At 51.0% G+C, this 14,829-nt stretch carries 21 protein-coding genes and 1 tRNA gene; 5 read left to right on the forward strand and 17 right to left on the reverse strand.

What is annotated here, in order from left to right; all coding sequences use genetic code 11:
- Positions 1–217: 217 nt before the first annotated feature.
- The 3 genes from NGM66_RS00535 to NGM66_RS00545 all read right to left on the reverse strand — a co-directional run bounded on the left by NGM66_RS00535 (position 218) and on the right by NGM66_RS00545 (position 2,835).
- Entirely contained in the window at positions 218–829 is a 612-nt protein-coding gene (locus tag NGM66_RS00535) for a sugar O-acetyltransferase (protein WP_208910992.1), read from the reverse strand.
- A 548-nt stretch (positions 830–1,377) separates the two neighbouring features.
- Positions 1,378–1,848, reverse strand: coding sequence for a VOC family protein (locus NGM66_RS00540; RefSeq protein WP_208908773.1), 471 nt, complete (start codon positions 1,846–1,848; stop codon positions 1,378–1,380).
- 117 nt (positions 1,849–1,965) lie between these two features.
- A complete protein-coding gene (locus NGM66_RS00545) occupies positions 1,966–2,835 on the reverse strand; it encodes a ribonuclease H family protein (RefSeq protein ID WP_208908771.1) in 870 nt (289 codons plus the stop codon).
- Between the two features lie 26 nt (positions 2,836–2,861).
- Here NGM66_RS00545 and NGM66_RS00550 point away from each other — a divergent pair, with 26 nt between their 5' ends.
- Together NGM66_RS00550 and NGM66_RS00555 are read left to right on the forward strand one after the other, a co-directional pair.
- Positions 2,862–3,047 carry a hypothetical protein gene (locus NGM66_RS00550; protein ID WP_258115320.1) on the forward strand — a complete coding sequence of 62 codons (186 nt, stop codon included), beginning with the start codon at positions 2,862–2,864 and terminating at the stop codon, positions 3,045–3,047.
- 247 nt (positions 3,048–3,294) lie between these two features.
- Positions 3,295–3,768 (forward strand): hypothetical protein, encoded by a 474-nt coding sequence (locus NGM66_RS00555; protein WP_208908769.1) that lies wholly within the window; start codon positions 3,295–3,297, stop codon positions 3,766–3,768.
- An 82-nt stretch (positions 3,769–3,850) separates the two neighbouring features.
- Here NGM66_RS00555 and NGM66_RS14360 read toward each other — a convergent pair whose 3' ends face one another.
- The 3 genes from NGM66_RS14360 to NGM66_RS00565 form a co-directional block, all read right to left on the reverse strand.
- On the reverse strand, positions 3,851–4,096 hold the full coding sequence (locus NGM66_RS14360) for a DUF1720 domain-containing protein (RefSeq protein ID WP_208908767.1): 246 nt from the start codon (positions 4,094–4,096) through the stop codon (positions 3,851–3,853).
- A 436-nt stretch (positions 4,097–4,532) separates the two neighbouring features.
- Complete coding sequence (codA, locus tag NGM66_RS00560; protein WP_208908765.1) at positions 4,533–5,768, reverse strand: cytosine deaminase; 1,236 nt, start codon at positions 5,766–5,768, stop codon at positions 4,533–4,535.
- Between the two features lie 25 nt (positions 5,769–5,793).
- Positions 5,794–6,090 carry a hypothetical protein gene (locus NGM66_RS00565; RefSeq protein WP_208908763.1) on the reverse strand — a complete coding sequence of 99 codons (297 nt, stop codon included), beginning with the start codon at positions 6,088–6,090 and terminating at the stop codon, positions 5,794–5,796.
- Positions 6,091–6,209: 119 nt separating this feature from the next.
- Between NGM66_RS00565 and thiD the strand changes: the two genes are divergently transcribed.
- Entirely contained in the window at positions 6,210–7,028 is an 819-nt protein-coding gene (thiD, locus tag NGM66_RS00570) for a bifunctional hydroxymethylpyrimidine kinase/phosphomethylpyrimidine kinase (RefSeq protein WP_208908761.1), read from the forward strand.
- 369 nt (positions 7,029–7,397) lie between these two features.
- Here thiD and NGM66_RS00575 read toward each other — a convergent pair whose 3' ends face one another.
- Both NGM66_RS00575 and NGM66_RS00580 read right to left on the reverse strand, forming a co-directional pair.
- Positions 7,398–7,577 (reverse strand): hypothetical protein, encoded by a 180-nt coding sequence (locus NGM66_RS00575; protein WP_208908759.1) that lies wholly within the window; start codon positions 7,575–7,577, stop codon positions 7,398–7,400.
- Positions 7,570–8,265 (reverse strand): NAD(P)H-dependent oxidoreductase, encoded by a 696-nt coding sequence (locus tag NGM66_RS00580; protein WP_208908757.1) that lies wholly within the window; start codon positions 8,263–8,265, stop codon positions 7,570–7,572. The genes NGM66_RS00575 and NGM66_RS00580 overlap by 8 nt, the downstream gene beginning before the upstream one ends.
- A gap of 175 nt (positions 8,266–8,440) precedes the next feature.
- On the opposite strand from NGM66_RS00580, the gene NGM66_RS00585 reads away from it, so the two are divergent.
- Positions 8,441–9,202, forward strand: coding sequence for an SDR family NAD(P)-dependent oxidoreductase (locus NGM66_RS00585; RefSeq protein ID WP_208908750.1), 762 nt, complete (start codon positions 8,441–8,443; stop codon positions 9,200–9,202).
- 103 nt (positions 9,203–9,305) lie between these two features.
- Here the strand turns inward: NGM66_RS00585 and NGM66_RS00590 are convergent, their stop codons facing one another.
- Both NGM66_RS00590 and NGM66_RS00595 read right to left on the reverse strand, forming a co-directional pair.
- Positions 9,306–9,455, reverse strand: a complete 150-nt coding sequence (locus NGM66_RS00590; RefSeq protein ID WP_208908748.1) for a hypothetical protein — start codon at positions 9,453–9,455, stop codon at positions 9,306–9,308.
- Between the two features lie 161 nt (positions 9,456–9,616).
- Positions 9,617–9,934 carry a hypothetical protein gene (locus NGM66_RS00595; RefSeq protein WP_208908739.1) on the reverse strand — a complete coding sequence of 106 codons (318 nt, stop codon included), beginning with the start codon at positions 9,932–9,934 and terminating at the stop codon, positions 9,617–9,619.
- Positions 9,935–10,060: 126 nt separating this feature from the next.
- Here NGM66_RS00595 and NGM66_RS00600 point away from each other — a divergent pair.
- A tRNA-Arg gene (locus NGM66_RS00600) sits at positions 10,061–10,134 on the forward strand.
- Positions 10,135–10,366: 232 nt separating this feature from the next.
- Here the strand turns inward: NGM66_RS00600 and NGM66_RS00605 are convergent.
- From NGM66_RS00605 to mutY, 7 genes are all read right to left on the reverse strand, one after another.
- Positions 10,367–10,648, reverse strand: a complete 282-nt coding sequence (locus NGM66_RS00605; RefSeq protein ID WP_208908737.1) for a helix-turn-helix domain-containing protein — start codon at positions 10,646–10,648, stop codon at positions 10,367–10,369.
- Between the two features lie 97 nt (positions 10,649–10,745).
- Positions 10,746–11,093, reverse strand: coding sequence for a type II toxin-antitoxin system RelE/ParE family toxin (locus NGM66_RS00610; protein ID WP_208908735.1), 348 nt, complete (start codon positions 11,091–11,093; stop codon positions 10,746–10,748).
- 392 nt (positions 11,094–11,485) lie between these two features.
- Positions 11,486–11,728: a cytochrome b5 domain-containing protein gene (locus NGM66_RS00615; RefSeq protein ID WP_208908733.1), complete on the reverse strand. Its 243-nt coding sequence runs from the start codon at positions 11,726–11,728 to the stop codon at positions 11,486–11,488.
- A 179-nt stretch (positions 11,729–11,907) separates the two neighbouring features.
- Positions 11,908–12,111: a cold-shock protein gene (locus tag NGM66_RS00620; RefSeq protein ID WP_024746588.1), complete on the reverse strand. Its 204-nt coding sequence runs from the start codon at positions 12,109–12,111 to the stop codon at positions 11,908–11,910.
- Positions 12,112–12,300: 189 nt separating this feature from the next.
- Complete coding sequence (locus NGM66_RS00625; RefSeq protein WP_208908731.1) at positions 12,301–12,915, reverse strand: alpha/beta hydrolase; 615 nt, start codon at positions 12,913–12,915, stop codon at positions 12,301–12,303.
- A gap of 10 nt (positions 12,916–12,925) precedes the next feature.
- Positions 12,926–13,246, reverse strand: coding sequence for a hypothetical protein (locus tag NGM66_RS00630; protein ID WP_208908729.1), 321 nt, complete (start codon positions 13,244–13,246; stop codon positions 12,926–12,928).
- Between the two features lie 79 nt (positions 13,247–13,325).
- Complete coding sequence (gene mutY / locus NGM66_RS00635; protein WP_208908726.1) at positions 13,326–14,465, reverse strand: A/G-specific adenine glycosylase; 1,140 nt, start codon at positions 14,463–14,465, stop codon at positions 13,326–13,328.
- Between the last annotated feature and the right edge of the window lie 364 nt (positions 14,466–14,829).

The raw sequence follows: 14,829 nt of genomic DNA on the forward strand, positions 1-14,829 counted from the left end.
ATCCGAGCTACCTGTACAGCGCGCTACCGTTAAATACAAATTGCTTTCGAAAATCTTTTTAAAGCGATATCCAAAATCTATTATACGCGGTCATTTAAATTAGTAAAATCTTGCTAGACGATAAGTTTTTTCTGTCGAAAATAAACCGGTTACAAGCCACGTCATGTTAGTAATCTAAGAATTTGATTAGAATTTAGATTGGCGGCCAAAATTACGGCTATTTATCCAATTTATCCGGCCACTTGGCCCGAGCCGCTGCGTCGCCAGTCTCGCTGTTATCAATTTCCTTGATGACCCGCGCTGGGTTGCCGGCAATGACCACGTTGTCGCCAAAAGACTTGGTGACAACGGAACCCGCACCGACAACCACGTTGTTGCCCAGCGTGACGCCCGGCAGAATCGTGACCCGGCCACCTAGCCAAGCGTTATCACCAATCGTAATGGGCGCGCCCATTTCCACATCGTTGACCCGCGCCATGGCGTTCAACGGGTGAACTGGCGTGTACAGCCCAATGTTGGGGCCGAAGTAGCAGTGACTGCCAATCGTGATGGGACAGGTATCCAGGAAGGTCATATCGTAGTTGCCATAGAAATGGTCGCCGATATGAATGTTCCAGCCGTAGTCAAACGTGAAGCTGGCCTCGACGAAGAAATCATCACCGGTGTCCGCCAATAATTGTTTGTAGGCCGTGTTCCGCGCCTGATTGTCCGGTAGCTGATTAGCCGCCTGTAAGGTCTTGCGGGCCAGTACACGCCGGTCGATCAGTTCCTTGTCGAATTGATTGTAGGGTTGCCCGGCTGTCATTTTTTCTCGTTCTGTTGCCATGATTTATCAATCACTCCTCTTGGTTTCATGATACCACTGATGGTGAGGCGGCGACAAAAGGTCAGTTAGCCGGGAGACGCTAGACTGGCCAAAGCAGATTCTGGCATGTTGCCAGCAAGACAGTGATTTGGCAAAAATCTGGACGCTCTGAGGCGCCTTCACCAATCGCTTGGTATCAGCGTTCCAAAGGATCTGAGAACCGCTGTTACTCAAAAACGCCGCGGTAACCGAGAAGTTATTCGGGGCACCGCGACGCTTTGCTGATTGTTCAAAATTAACAGATGCTTTATTCGGCCAGCCAACTGCCACTAGTAGCTAAAAACCAGTGCTGACCCATTGCGACCAGTGTAGCCGAGAGTCCGCTAAATATGGGTTCAGCCGTGGGAGTTTCTTTAGCGGCACGATTCATGCCGCTTAGGAAACTGGCGTCTTTGAGACGTGAATTTCGGCTCAAAGGCGAGGCGTCGAGACCGCCTTTTGGCTCGACCCGTCCGCCCACAGCGTTCCGACCCATATTTGGCGGACGGTAGGCGGTCAGTGTCGCCAACTGTCTAAGCTTCGGTAGTTGCTTCGCTAGGCTGAGCGGGCCAGGCTTGTTCGCTGAGAATCCAAGTGATGCCATAAGCATCCACAATCTGCCCCATTTTGCCGCCCAATGATTGTTTGGCAAAGGGACTGATCACCTTGACGTCGGACTTGACCAGGCGCTGGTACAACGCGTCCAACGCCTTGACGCTGGCACTGTCATCCTCATCGACTGCCAACATCAGTGAAATCAAGGTGGAAGACGTCGGTTGCCCCATCAAGGCATCCGCACATTGAATATCCAACCCCATGACTTGAAAGCCACCGCGCATCGTCATCTTTTCCAGGTCAACCGCGGGATCCAGGCCAAAACGCTCGGCTTCATCCACGGTTGGACTGACACGGTAAGCATTCGTTGCGCCAAAGACACTCTGATAATAATCAATTGCCTCTTTGGCATTTTCAAACTCCAAATACGGAATTAACTTTGCTTGCATCGTCGGTACCCCATTCAATCCTTAATATTTGCTGGACCTAGGCTAGCCCCTAAATCCTTGGGTGCTGGTTCCCCCAATTAGATAACGTCTACAATCTCTCTAGTTGTCATTATACCCTTAATCATCTGTAAACGGTAGGTCCCGTAAACTACGCGCGATGTCAGCCACGGATTGTTCGGCTGATTGGTGCGTCATTTCAGAGTCCGGTTTAGCCGCTGCGGCCTTGGTAGGCCGGGCTTTCGGTGCAGCAAGTGTGGTGCGCGACCGTGACGCCGGCTTCGCACCAGATTTGGTCATCTGGTCCATCGTTTGATTGAGCAAATGATCGACGAAGACGTTCCCCTGATTAGTGGCGTGGCCCTTGGTCCAACGATAGTGAAGGTCGGTAAATTGCGGCAACAGCCGATCCACATCTTGCCAGAGCTCGGCGTTGACTAGTGGTCCTGCACTACGCTTCCAACCGCGGCGTTTCCACCCGGCCAGCCAGCCCTTGGTGACGGCGTTCAAAACGTACTGGGAATCCAACACGAACAAGATGCTTTCGCGCGTCTGTCCCAAGTCGACCAGGTGTTGCAGGGCATTGCGAAAGGCCATGATTTCCATGCGGTTATTAGTCGCGCCAAATTCACCGGCCGACCCCGTTTCCACACTATCGGGTAATTCAATTCGGTAGGCCCAAGCGGCCTTGTCAGCGACGCGGACGTGGCCGCCAGCGACGTTGCCCGTGTTACGGGAACCACCATCGGTATAGACCGTAATCGTTGTCTGAGCGGCTGTGGTGGCCGTTGACGCCGACTTGGTGTGTGCGAATCTGGCATGTGCCGGCTTGCTCGGTGACTCTTGCATGAAGGCCTGGGCAGCCGCTTCAGTCGTAAAGCTCTTGTATTGCGCGCCGGAATAGCCGTTGACTTGCTTTTGCGTTTCTGGCCAGGTCCGGTAGATCCCCGGCTGTTTGCCTTTACGGACCGCATAGTATTTTTGTGCCATCTTCGTTCCTGCTTTCAAAATTTGTTTTGGATAATCAATTGGGTGTTAGTTATCATAGTCGGCGAATTGGTCTTGGTGATTCTGGCATCGTCCGGTCGGACAGTCACGTGATTGTCGCCCAGCCAACTGGGAGCCGACTGCGGTATCACCCGCAATCACGACGGTTTCGCGCGACCAGTGCCCAGTCGTCTAATTTCTTAAACTCGCCCTAGTTTACCATACTTTTTCGTCGATTTTTTAAAATCTGCTATTACCAAATTTATGAATACGACACCAATGCCAGTAGGTTCTCGCGCAATTTTTTGCGAAAAAATTAATAATCCGGAAAATCCAGAATTTCTAAGGTTAAATTGTTTCCATAACTTTTAGATTATGCTAATCTAGAGGGTGTGAAATAATGACCGGAGAACACTGTTTTTTCCTGCATTTTTTAAATTTTTGAGGGGGTTTTCGTTTTTCATGAAGAATCCGATCCGTGCGACCATTATAACCGTCGACCAAGCCCGTGCCATGCTGAAGGACCAGCGTGACCAACGCGACGAACGTTTTCCAGAGCTAGCCGCCTCCGGTCAATTCATCTTACCAGACTACCGGCTGACCCGTAAGCGTGAAGCCTTTAAGATTCGGCGCCACACGTTTTTGAAGAAACATTTCCGTTCCTACGTGGCGTTTGATTCCGACAATGGCCAGACGCTGTGGATTCACAACTTCCCCAGCCTCTCTGAAGCCTGCTTCTGGTTGAACACTGGCCTGAAGCCCACTGACACGGACTCCACCAGTTCCTATCAGGAATGGAAGACCAAGCACACTGACGAAATCGAGGTGTTGAAGGCCCAATTGCGCGCCCAACACCACGAGAAGAAAAAGCCCGTCGCCGCTGCCAAGCCAGCGCACGTCTCGGCCGTTAAAAAAGTTAAGCACACTAAGAAGTAATGCCAACGCCGCCACTCCCACAGTGACCGGCGTTTTTTGTTTGGACAAATGGTACCTGCCAGGGATTGTGGAAACTGGCCGCCTACCGTTTGTGCATGCCCGTTGCCTGCGGCTGCCAGGGATAGCAACAACTGGCCGCCTGCCGTTTGTGCATGCCCGTTGCCTGCGGCTGCCAGGGGTTCCACCTGCTATGGGGGACGCCTCCAGCCTGAGAAGCGGGCTTCCGGTTCGCTTGAAAGCCTCGCCAGAATCGCGAGTCTCTCAAGTCGCCCCACGCTGTAGGCTGAGACAAAACCCCAGCCAACACCGTCGACACAGCTGGCTCCACCCCTGGCCTCCTCCGGCATGATAGTGGCCCTCAGTCAGCAACACAGCGTAACCGTCGGCCAGTCTAACGACTCCTTCGAGAAACTAGCGTTGACATGATTGTCAGGGTAAGCACAATCGTAGCCGAGAGTTCGCCAAATATGAGCTCAGCCGTGGGGTTCCCTTAGCAGCGCTTTTCGCTGGTTAGGGAACGGCGTCTTTGAGACGTGGTCTTCGGCTCAAAGCGAGAGTCGAGACCGCCCTGTGGCTCGGCCGTCCGCCCACAGCGTTCCAGTCTCATATTTGGCGAACGGTAGGCGGCCAGTTTCCACAACCCCTGGCAGCCGCAGGCAACGGTTTCCACAACCCCTGGCAGCCGCAGGCAACGGTTTTATACAATCTAAAAAAGCAGGCTGGCCATGATGCGCCAGTCTGCTGAGATTTGAGATGCGTTAATTTTAGAGATCCAGGTGAACCTGCTTCGGGTCGGTCTTCACGATGACCTTACCGTGGTGGATCGAGTACAGCACTTCGGAACGCTGGTTCAAGGCGTTGTAGAAGTTGTCATTGTTCATGACGACCAGGTTAGCTGGCTTGCCGACTTCAATGCCGTAGTGGTCGGTCACGTGCATGGCCTTGGCGCCGTGAGTCGTGACGAATTGGTAAGAGTTCATGATGTCGTCGTAGCCCATCATTTGCGTCACGTGAATGCCCATGTGTAGGGAATCTAGCATGTTGCCATCCCCCATTGGGTACCAAGGATCCTTGATGTCGTCTTCCCCGAAGGCCACGTTGACCCCGGCGGCGTTTAACTCCTTGACCCGCGTCAAGCCACGCCGCTTCGGGTAGGTGTCGAACCGGCCGCCCAAGTGGGTGTTGATCAGGGGGTTGGAAATCATGTTGATGTGTGACATCTGTAGGAGCCGCATAAGTTTATAAGCATAGGCGTTGTTGTAAGAGCCCATTGCCGTGGTGTGACTGGCCGTCACTTGGTCACCCAAGCCGGTCTCCAAGGCTAATGTCGCCAATGTTTCCAAGCCGCGGGAAGCTGGGTCATCGATTTCGTCACAGTGGGCGTCGACCAGTTTGCCGTACTTTTGAGCCAGTTCAACGGCGAAATGTAGGGATTCCACGCTGTATTCGCGGGTGAATTCGAAATGCGGAATGGCCCCAATGACGTCAACGCCTAACTTGGCAGCCTGTTCCATCAATTCCTTACCGTGCGGGAACGACAGGATGCCTTCTTGCGGGAAGGCGACCAGCTGCAGTTCAATGAAGTCTTTGACCTCGTCACGCACTTCAATCAAGGCTTTGAGCGCCGTCAAACTTGGATCCGTCACGTCAACGTGTGACCGCACGAACTGAATCCCGTTTGCGGCTTGGCGTTCCAAAGCTTGCCGAGAACGCGTTTTGACGTCTTCAATACTCAACGTCTTTTTCCGTTCCGACCAGATGCGAATCCCGTCAAATAAGGTCCCGGACTGGTTCCATTCGGGGTCCCCAGCCGTCATCGTACTGTCCAAATGGACGTGGGGGTCAACGAATGGTGGTAAGATCAATTTGTCCGTCGCATCGATCACCTGTTCATTATCCTTTGGTGTTAAATGATCGGCGATGGCGGTAAACTGCCCATCTTCAATCCGAATATCCTGTGGCTGCTTTGCATTTTCGATATGCCCTTGTTTAATTAACATGCACGCTAATCCTCCTAGTCGCATTTCAGTAAAATCCTGGGATGGTCAAGCCGAGCGCTAGCAAAGACCCGTCCGTGACGATGCCCGCGATGACAGCAATAATCGCCACCGTCGCCGGTACCAGGCCCCACTGTGGTCCCCGTCGTGCCGAGCGCACCAACCCATATAAGCTTATCACAGTTAGCGTCAATCCGAGCGCTAAAGTCAGCGGTTCATTGGGAATTAGTAAATAAAGCTGGTCAAAAGCCCCAGCAATAGCAATCCAACTCGCCGCAGCGCCCCCAACGCTCCAGAGTAAAACATTTCTGCCCCCAGTGGTCATGTTCCCCACTCCCTTTTCACTTTTGTTAAACTATCCGTGGCCTTTCAATGGAAATTTTCATGGGTTCCATGGTATGCTGAATGCAACTCAAGTTTAAGTCACGGAGGTCCGATCAAATAATGATAAATTCATATCCACAAGCCTTAACGATTGCAGGTTCCGACAGCGATGGTAGCGCCGGGATGCAGGCCGACCTGCACACCTTCTTTGCCCGCGGCGTCTACGGTGCGTCCGTCATGACTGCTTGCGTGGCCGGTAACTCGTATGGCATCCACGCCAGCGTGCCCATGCCAACCGACTTCATCGACCAAGAGTTTGCTGACCTGGCGGACGACTACCACATTCGCGCGGCTAAGACGGGGATGCTCGCCGATTCCGAACTAATTGAAGACGTCGTCAAGAATTACCAAGCCGCTGATTTCGGCCCACTGGTGGTCGACCCGGTCATCATGACCAAGCACGGCAATCAGCTGTTAGAGGAAAGTGCCTTTAACACCCTGCGGACCAAATTGATTCCGTTGGCAACGGTCCTAACACCGAACTTTTATGAAGTCCAAAAGATCGCTGAAATGACCATTCACAACGACGATGACATGATCATGGCCGCCAAGAAGATGCAAGCCATGGGTGCCAAAAACGTGGTCGCCAAGGGCAGTCACGCCGATGAACATCAGCCGACCGTCCGTGACTACATTTTATTGGCATCCGGTGAGGGCTTCTGGCTCAGCGAACCTTATCACCAGACTGATCGGGTCAACGGCACCGGCGACTCCCTGTCCGCCTGCATCACCGCCGAATTGGCCAAGGGCACGCCCATGAAACAAGCGATTGAAATCGCCAAGCAATTTGTCAACACGGCCATTGGCCACCCCATTGAAGTCGGCCACAAGTTTGGCCCCATCAACCACTGGGCGGCTCAGGACCGTTCTTACAACTAAACCGTTAACTAGAGGCCATTTGAGGGCCTCTTTTTTTACGACGTTGACAGCTTGTGCGTTAAGACGCCATTGGTCTAAACACCAATGACGGCCACCTGTTGCCACATATTGGGAAAATTCAACCAATTTATTTGACTGACACCACCGTAGCCGAGAGTTCGCTAGATATGAGTTCAGCCGTGGGAGTTTTCTTAGCAGCTTGCTGGTTAGAAAACTGGCAACTTGGAGACGCGGGTTGTCGGCTCCAAGTTGAGGGTCAAGACCGCTCTTTGGCTTGGCCCGGCGCCCACCGCGTTCCGACTCATATCTAGCGAACGGTAAGGCGGCCAGTGCGGCCAATGTGATGGCCACAAACAACCGCGGAGAGCATTACCACTTGTCTGGGCGCCAGGTGCGGCCATCGACTTCGCCGCTCAGCTGGTCATTGCGCCGGTCCTGTTCACGAACCATTTTCTTGAGCGCCAACCAGAAAGCCCGGTCGGTGAACTTCGACTGCTGCTCCGCTAACTTGTCGATCTGCAGTTGTAACCATTGCGATTGCTCAGTCATCGTCTCGCTCCTTAATCAAAGACAAGGTATCCGCCAACGCCTCGATGTCGTCCTGTTGTTGAGCAAACTCGGCTTCAATCAGCCGGCCCGTCGCCTGTTGTTCCGGCGGCAATTGGTCGATCATCCCGGGGAGCTTTTGGGCAAACCAGGTTTGGCGTGCTTGTAAGCTGTCCGGTTGGCCTTGCGTCAGGTAACGCTGATAATCAACAACTAGCTGGAGTTTTTCCGGCTCCTCCAGGTAGGCAAACTGGTGAATCGCAAACGTCGGTAACCAAGTCATTTTCGCGCGGTGGGCCACTGCGGCTAAGGGCGCCAAAGCGGCGTCTAACGTGAGCCCCTCGGCCCCGCCGCGTTGAAACGCCTTGGCTGGCATTCCAGTGGTGACCACGATCCCCAGTTCCTTGTCGGCTAAGGGGTAACGGTGGTCGCCGTAGACAAAGGTCCGCGTCAACACCGTGTCCTCCCAGGCTTTTAGGCCAGCGGGGGCCGCGTACCAATATAATGGAAATTGTAAAATGATCCGGTCCGCTTGCCGTAGCTGTGCCTGTTCCTTGGCAACGTCCAAGTGCGTTTGACTTTCAATGTGTTCCCACACGATATCCGTGTTCTCCGGCAGACTCGCCTTTAAAAATTGCTGGCTGGTCGAGTCGGCCAAGTGCGGATGGGAAACCAATACAAGGGTCGTCATGACCTCATCTCCTTTGACTTCTTCTCTAAAACTACTCTATCACAAAACGGCCAGCCAACGGATCTGAATGCCCAGTTAGTTTGTGACCTTTTTGTGAAATCGCTTACAAAAAGAAAAATAACGTGTATAATTGCTCGCTGATAAAACGATTAACTTATATCAGGAGGGACTACCTATGACAGTAAAATGGGACGTCGAAGGAAAAAGTGTGATCATTACCGGTGGCGCCGGCGGGATTGGTTTAGGCATGGCCACGGCCTTCGTCAAGGCAGGGGCACAGGTTTTGATCGTCGATGTTAGCGACGAACACCTGCAAGCGGCCGCTAAGGAGCTTGCACAATTTGGTACAATCGAAACGTTAAATCTGGATATTTCTTCGGTAGAAAATGACCGCCAGATTATCGACACGGCCGTCGCCAAATTTGGCAAGCTCGATGTGTTGATCAACAATGCCCACGCCTCCCGGCAGAAACCCTTTACTAGTCTGACGGACGACGACTTTGCGTTGTCCTTCAACACCAGTTTTAATCCGACGCGCCACCTGATGTCGTTGGCTCACGACCAACTGAAGGCCACCAAGGGTTGCGTCATTAATTTTGCCTCCGGCGCCGGCATTCGTGGTCAGCAAACCCAAGCTGCCTACGCCGCTGCTAAGGAAGCCATCCGTGGCTTGACGCGGGTGGTCGCACATGAATGGGCTGCCGATGGGATTCGGTTGAACATCATCTCCCCCATCGCTGAAACGGCCGGCGTAAAGCAGTGGCATCAAGCCGCGCCAGAACAATACGATCATCTGGTCAACAGCATTCCGCTCCACCGCTTGGGCGACCCCGAACACGACATCGGCGCCGTGGCCTTGTTCTTGGCCAGCAGCGCCAGCGCCTACATGACCGGGCAAACACTGATGGTCGATGGTGGCGACATTCAACTGTATTAAAATATGTGATTCACAGCAGGTGCTTGGGCAATTTTGTCTCCAGCGCCTGCTTTTTCTTGTCCAAAGAAAAACGCCCAGCCACAAGACTGGACGACCCTAATTCTTAACTTAACCGGCGATTGGTATCGTCGTGGAATTTACTGCGAGTGGCCAAATGCTTACTCTTCTTCCGAAAAGCCGCCCGGTTATTCAGGTACAATTGACCCACTCCGGCAACTACCAAAATCAGTAAAATGATCGCTACTGCATGCATAAGAATTCCCCCCGTCAACATTAGGTTACAAATATATTATCCTAATGTTACAGAAAGATTGCAAGCGGTCGACCCTAAAAATTAGACTTTCTTGATAATTTCGTGACGGCAATTGGTTAATGAAGACCATACCTTAATCGCCACGGCCGCCAGTCGCTAATTTACTTATTGCTTGATTGCTTAGCTGAGTCGCTTGATGATTTTTGCTGTGACTCTTTTTTCTCGGATTCTTTTTTCTGCTGATGCTTCTTCTGGACCTTACGCACCTGATCAGAAATCTGCGTTGACGGGTTCACGGTCTTCTTCCCGGATAGATTGGAAACGGGATAGGCAATGAACAACACGACAGCGAAAATGATTAAGTAACGGATATTTTTCTTGCGGTCGCCAAGCGCCTGTGTGATTTGGAAAAAATAATAAATTAATAAAATAGCTGCAAAGAACACGATGACTTCGGCAACGATATGGACAACACCCACTAGAAACCCTCCTTCACTAGTTTAGCCTAACTTTACTGGAACCACCGCCCCCTGTCAAATAACCGGACAGAACAGTGATTGACACGACCCGTTTGCTTCTCTATAATTAAGAAGTTATGGGATTTTGTCGCAATAGCTCAGCTGGATAGAGCAACGGTCTTCTAAACCGTAGGTCGAGGGTTCGAATCTCTCTTGCGACATAAGATGGGGTTCTACATGCTTCCGTATAACTTCAAAACAGCGTGAAATCAGCATTCTTGGTTTTTGCAGAACGATATAAAGGCATATAAGCCCAAAATGAAGTGGACAAAAAGTGGACAAGATTCCTAGGCGAGGAAGACAATAAAAGGTCATCACAAATTGTGGTGGCCTTTTATTGTCTTCCTTTTTGTGGCAGAGTATCAACCGACAGCAATTGTTTGTTCAGGTTAACTAGTTTCCAAATCGAATATCTAGCGGCTGATCTAATGCATCTGCAATTCGTGTTAACGTCTTCAATGAAGGATTGCCGTTTCCGTTTTCCACCCGACTGATTGCATTTTGACTTGTACCAACCAAGTCTGCTAACTGCTTTTGTGTTAACTGGGCGTTCTCTCTCGCCTTCATTAAGCTAACCGCTAAGTCTAGTTTTGCCTTCTTATTTAGCATATTTGCTTTAGTCTTTTCATCCTTCATTCTTTGCTCAATAATTGAATCAACATAACCTGTTTTCATAATAAGGATCCTTCTCTAAAAATACTTTAAATGTTATTGACTGATCATTCGCTCTTGTTTAGTAGCTTAAATATTCTTTCTAATCATCAGCAATATCTTACGATTGCCAACGTTTACGTACTTCACGTGCATGCTTCTTTTCCTTTTCAGGTGTCTTATTCGTTTTTTTCTTAAATCCGTGTGTAATAATATAACGACTGCCCTCAGCTTTAAAATATAGTCCTCTTAGCCAATGCTTATTCTGTTCCGTTCTAATCTCGTACAAATTATTTTCAATTTTGCTAACCCATTTTAGCTTTCTTGCGACCTGCAATCCATGCTCTTCAATTGCTCGAATAACCATCAAAAGTTTATCTGCTTCTTCAGCAGTCAGTGAGTCTAGAAAATCTTCAAACTCAGAGCTCCCATTAGCCCGCTTTGCAAATTCAAACCTCGGTTTCTCCATCGGTTTAACTTCCCTACGTAAAATTGAATTAATTAACAATCATGGTACCAATCTCCAATGAAAATATATCATATATGGTGTTAAACCACAACAAATTCACCCTAACTTTAACAATATCTGACGCACCTATTAGAGATTTTTCTTCCTGCCTCCCTTAAGACAGCTTTACCAAGGAAGCATCCTGCGAGTACTAATCTCTATGCTCACATAAGCTTAAAGGGGTCTTCCCAAGAAATCATACGATTTCTTGGGAAGACCCCTTTACTTTACAAGTTAAGAGTTTATATCAAGCCCTGATGTGCGTGTTTACTAAGTTCTTAAGATGACCTCACCGAGGAAGTATTCAGTCAGTAGGACAACTGTCACTCATTTGAAATCTGCCTAGCCACACCTTAGTCTTGATACTGACCAACGACTGGCAAGTTCTTTAACACCTTGCGGCCGTGGGGTGACTTGCCATCAATCACACTGGTCAGTTCTTGACCGGCCAAGTTGCCGTGATGCTTGCCGCCAGCCCAAGCGTCAACGCCCGTGACATCATAAACGACGCCGGCTACTGCCACGTAGGCGGGCTGCCCGTCTTGCCCATTAAACTTTGCTAATTCTGTTTGATCAAATACTTTTTCTGCACTCATTGAAAGCACCACCTTCATTATTTGCTTTTATCATAACCTGAAATAGTTCGGATAACAACTAATTCGTTTGTCACTCGATAAGCCAACTAGTTAGCACTGCTGATCACTAAAAATGAGCGCAAAAAAACCACTAACCGAAGTCAGTGGTTTTTACTAAGCACGATTTAGGCTAATGTAAATTAGTCAACTACCGTAACGTTAGCAGCTTGTGGGCCACGGTCGCCTTGTTCTACATCAAGGGATACGTGTTGGCCTTCTTCAAGAGTCTTGAAGCCTTCACTGTTGATAGCAGAGAAGTGAACGAAAACGTCTGAGCCGTTTTCCAAAGTGATGAAGCCGTAACCTTTATCAGCGTTGAACCATTTAACAGTACCTTGTTCCATAAGAATGAAACCTCCATGCGCATAGCGCAATAATATTTGCATTTGAAAGCTGGGGTAAAAAGGAGCCATTCTTAAAGAACGTCGAGCCTTTAAAACTTCCGAACCATAAATACATTAACCATAGGATAACAGGTATTTCCCAGAATAGCAAATGCAAAGTGCTATTTTTTGAAATGTTTTTTGGGACCCCTATAAAGCGTTTACCATTAGCCATTGTTGTGCTGCCAGCACCTCTTGCGGCGTCAGCTGGTGGGTTCCGCCGGTTTCTTCCAGCGTCGTGGCCACGCCAATGGCCGCCAAATTTGCCAAAACTTTTTTTACCGTGGCGACCGTCACCAGGGGATCATGCGCCCCCGCTGACAACCAGGCGTGATAGCCGGGCCGAGCAGCTGGCTGAGCTACCGGCAACAGTAAGGGGTGAAACAATAAGGCCGCCTGCCCAGGCAATTGCCCCGTTTGCACGCCGTACGCCGCCATGGCCGCACCGTTGGAGTAACCCACGACGACCAGCCGATTGCTGTCCCAATGGTTCTCCTGGCAGATGGCTTGCGCCTGCTGACCTAACCAGTCAGCCTCCGTGGCAATCTGCTGGGGATTGACGGGCCCGGCTGCCGTTTGCGAATAGTATTGCCGTTGTTGGCCCTGACCCTGGCGCCCACCAATCGTGATCAGCGGACTCTGTGGCGCCAACCGTCTACCAAAGTTCAGCATCTCTCGGTTCGTGCCACCGGTCCCCTGCAACAACAGTAACGGTGGGGCTGTATTGGCGCCCGGCATGGTTTCAATCAACTGTTCATCTGTCATTTGCCTGCTCCTAACGTGCCACGATGATTTCGATTTGCCCTTTCTGGGGGGCAAAGTTGAGACCCTCGCAGTGTTCCGTCAAAATCTTGCTGTACTCGGCCAACACGTCCGCGGGCAGCGGTGTGTGGGTCCGCAGGTGTTCAATCAGATCCGCCGCGGAGGCCAACTCGGTCAAGGTCACGAACAACAGCGCATTATTCATTAAATCATGTAATAGGTCCGTCAATAGGCCATTGGGCTTGCCAGCCGCATCAGTCACAACGACTTGCGGGCTCTCAACTTCTTGGTGATTCACCGAAATATGCTTCAACACATCAAAAATTGTTTGCACAATTGATCGCTCCTTCTTATTAATTCCGCCGTGCTGGGATTGTTGCTTAAATCATACAGCTTTTTGCCGACAACGGAAACTATTTCTTGGCAAATGCGTCCGGATAGCCCTGATTTTGAAATCTAGTCATGACTTTTTCCTGAACTTTGGGTAGTGGCAACGCCGCGATGTCGGCCCCTGCCACCCATTTCCCAGGGAAAAATGCCAATGACGGCGTCGTCGGGAGTTCGGCCACCAGTAATTTCACCCGCCACCGTTGATGGGTGTAGGTGTGACTCACCGGCTGACCACCGACGACCGTTAAATCCAAGTCAAGTTGGTAATCCGTTTTAAATTGCCGCGTAATGGCCGCCAGGTCCTGAGCCAAGTCATTAGGCTCAGTGGCCTTTTCAGGCGTCAAATCGGCCTGTAAAAGCAGTGGAAACGTCCAATAACCCGTTAACATCTGGGTTGCATCGCGCTGAACCAGCAAATACCCGACCGGTGAGTGGACGATGACCGCGTAATACGGCATCAGCTTGGGCCGCGGTGCTTTAGTCTTGACCGGAAATGCTTCGACCTGCCCCGTTTGGTAAGATGCATCAAACGCCTTGACTGGCGAGTGAGCCGGGTCGGAATTCTTGGCTCGCATGTAGCTGGACCCCAGATCCATGATGGCCTGGTTGAAGGCACCAGGCCGCTGGGGATCAACGATGGGCTGGATGGCCTGCTCAAACACCTTGCGTGTCTGTGGCTTGGCAATGTCATCGTCGATCAATAAGAGCCGGGCAAAGACACGAAATGCGTTGCCATCCACCGCCGGCACCGCCTCACCAAAGGCAATGCTGGCAATGGCACCCGCCGTGTAAGGCCCGATACCCACCAGGTCCGTCAGCTCAGCAGCCGTTCGTGGCCAATTGCCATGATAATCCGTAATGATCTGCCGAGCCGCTCGCTGCAAATTACGGGCCCGTGAATAATAGCCTAACCCTTGCCAGGCCTTCAACAGCGTTCCCTCATCGGCATTTGCCAAGTCGGTCACCGTCGGAAACGTCGCCATGAAATTTTGATAGTACGGAATCACCGTGTTGACCTGCGTTTGTTGGAGCATGATTTCACTGACCCACACGTGATACGGGTCGTGGTCCTGTCGCCAGGGCAAGTCGCGCCCCTCTTGATCATACCAAGCCAATAATGTCCGGCGGAAATCCCGGATCGTGGCCGCTGACCAGTTTTCCATCAGCTCGCCTCCTCGTTTGTTTTTTCTTATTCTAACGAATTCCGCTCCCCGCCACAAGTAACCCTTGACGCCGCTGGTCTAGTCCCCTATCATCAGGAAAGAATACCATCGATTACGACATGGATGCGTACCGCCGCCTACCGTTCGACCAATATGGGCCGGAACGCGGTGGGCGGACGGCAAAAGCCTGAGAAGCGGTCTTTTACCTCGCTTTGAGCCGAAGACCACGTCTCAAAGTCGCCAGCTCCCTAACCGGCCAAACCCGCCGCTAAGGGAACTCCCACGGCTGAGCCCATATTGGTCGAACTCCGGCTACATTGGTGGCTCGTTTACTCATAGTAAACTGAACCTGCCTATAATTTGT

The organism is Levilactobacillus yiduensis, from assembly GCF_024718525.1.
GTDB classification, from domain to species: Bacteria; Bacillota; Bacilli; order Lactobacillales; family Lactobacillaceae; genus Levilactobacillus; species Levilactobacillus yiduensis.

Bases quoted from the DNA above. Each gene is read 5' to 3' on its own strand.
- NGM66_RS00565 (WP_208908763.1), bottom strand. From the start codon at position 6,090: ATGACCACTGGGGGCAGAAATGTTTTACTCTGGAGCGTTGGGGGCGCT.
- NGM66_RS00605 (WP_208908737.1), bottom strand. From the start codon at position 10,648: ATGAAAACAGGTTATGTTGATTCAATTATTGAGCAAAGAATGAAGGAT.
- NGM66_RS00610 (WP_208908735.1), bottom strand. From the start codon at position 11,093: ATGGAGAAACCGAGGTTTGAATTTGCAAAGCGGGCTAATGGGAGCTCT.
- NGM66_RS00555 (WP_208908769.1), top strand. From the start codon at position 3,295: ATGAAGAATCCGATCCGTGCGACCATTATAACCGTCGACCAAGCCCGT.
- mutY (WP_208908726.1), bottom strand. From the start codon at position 14,465: ATGGAAAACTGGTCAGCGGCCACGATCCGGGATTTCCGCCGGACATTA.
- thiD (WP_208908761.1), top strand. From the start codon at position 6,210: ATGATAAATTCATATCCACAAGCCTTAACGATTGCAGGTTCCGACAGC.
- NGM66_RS00615 (WP_208908733.1), bottom strand. From the start codon at position 11,728: ATGAGTGCAGAAAAAGTATTTGATCAAACAGAATTAGCAAAGTTTAAT.
- NGM66_RS00585 (WP_208908750.1), top strand. From the start codon at position 8,441: ATGACAGTAAAATGGGACGTCGAAGGAAAAAGTGTGATCATTACCGGT.
- NGM66_RS00545 (WP_208908771.1), bottom strand. From the start codon at position 2,835: ATGGCACAAAAATACTATGCGGTCCGTAAAGGCAAACAGCCGGGGATC.
- NGM66_RS00590 (WP_208908748.1), bottom strand. From the start codon at position 9,455: ATGCATGCAGTAGCGATCATTTTACTGATTTTGGTAGTTGCCGGAGTG.
- NGM66_RS00620 (WP_024746588.1), bottom strand. From the start codon at position 12,111: ATGGAACAAGGTACTGTTAAATGGTTCAACGCTGATAAAGGTTACGGC.
- NGM66_RS00540 (WP_208908773.1), bottom strand. From the start codon at position 1,848: ATGCAAGCAAAGTTAATTCCGTATTTGGAGTTTGAAAATGCCAAAGAG.
- NGM66_RS00625 (WP_208908731.1), bottom strand. From the start codon at position 12,915: ATGACAGATGAACAGTTGATTGAAACCATGCCGGGCGCCAATACAGCC.
- NGM66_RS00580 (WP_208908757.1), bottom strand. From the start codon at position 8,265: ATGACGACCCTTGTATTGGTTTCCCATCCGCACTTGGCCGACTCGACC.
- NGM66_RS00575 (WP_208908759.1), bottom strand. From the start codon at position 7,577: ATGACTGAGCAATCGCAATGGTTACAACTGCAGATCGACAAGTTAGCG.
- codA (WP_208908765.1), bottom strand. From the start codon at position 5,768: ATGTTAATTAAACAAGGGCATATCGAAAATGCAAAGCAGCCACAGGAT.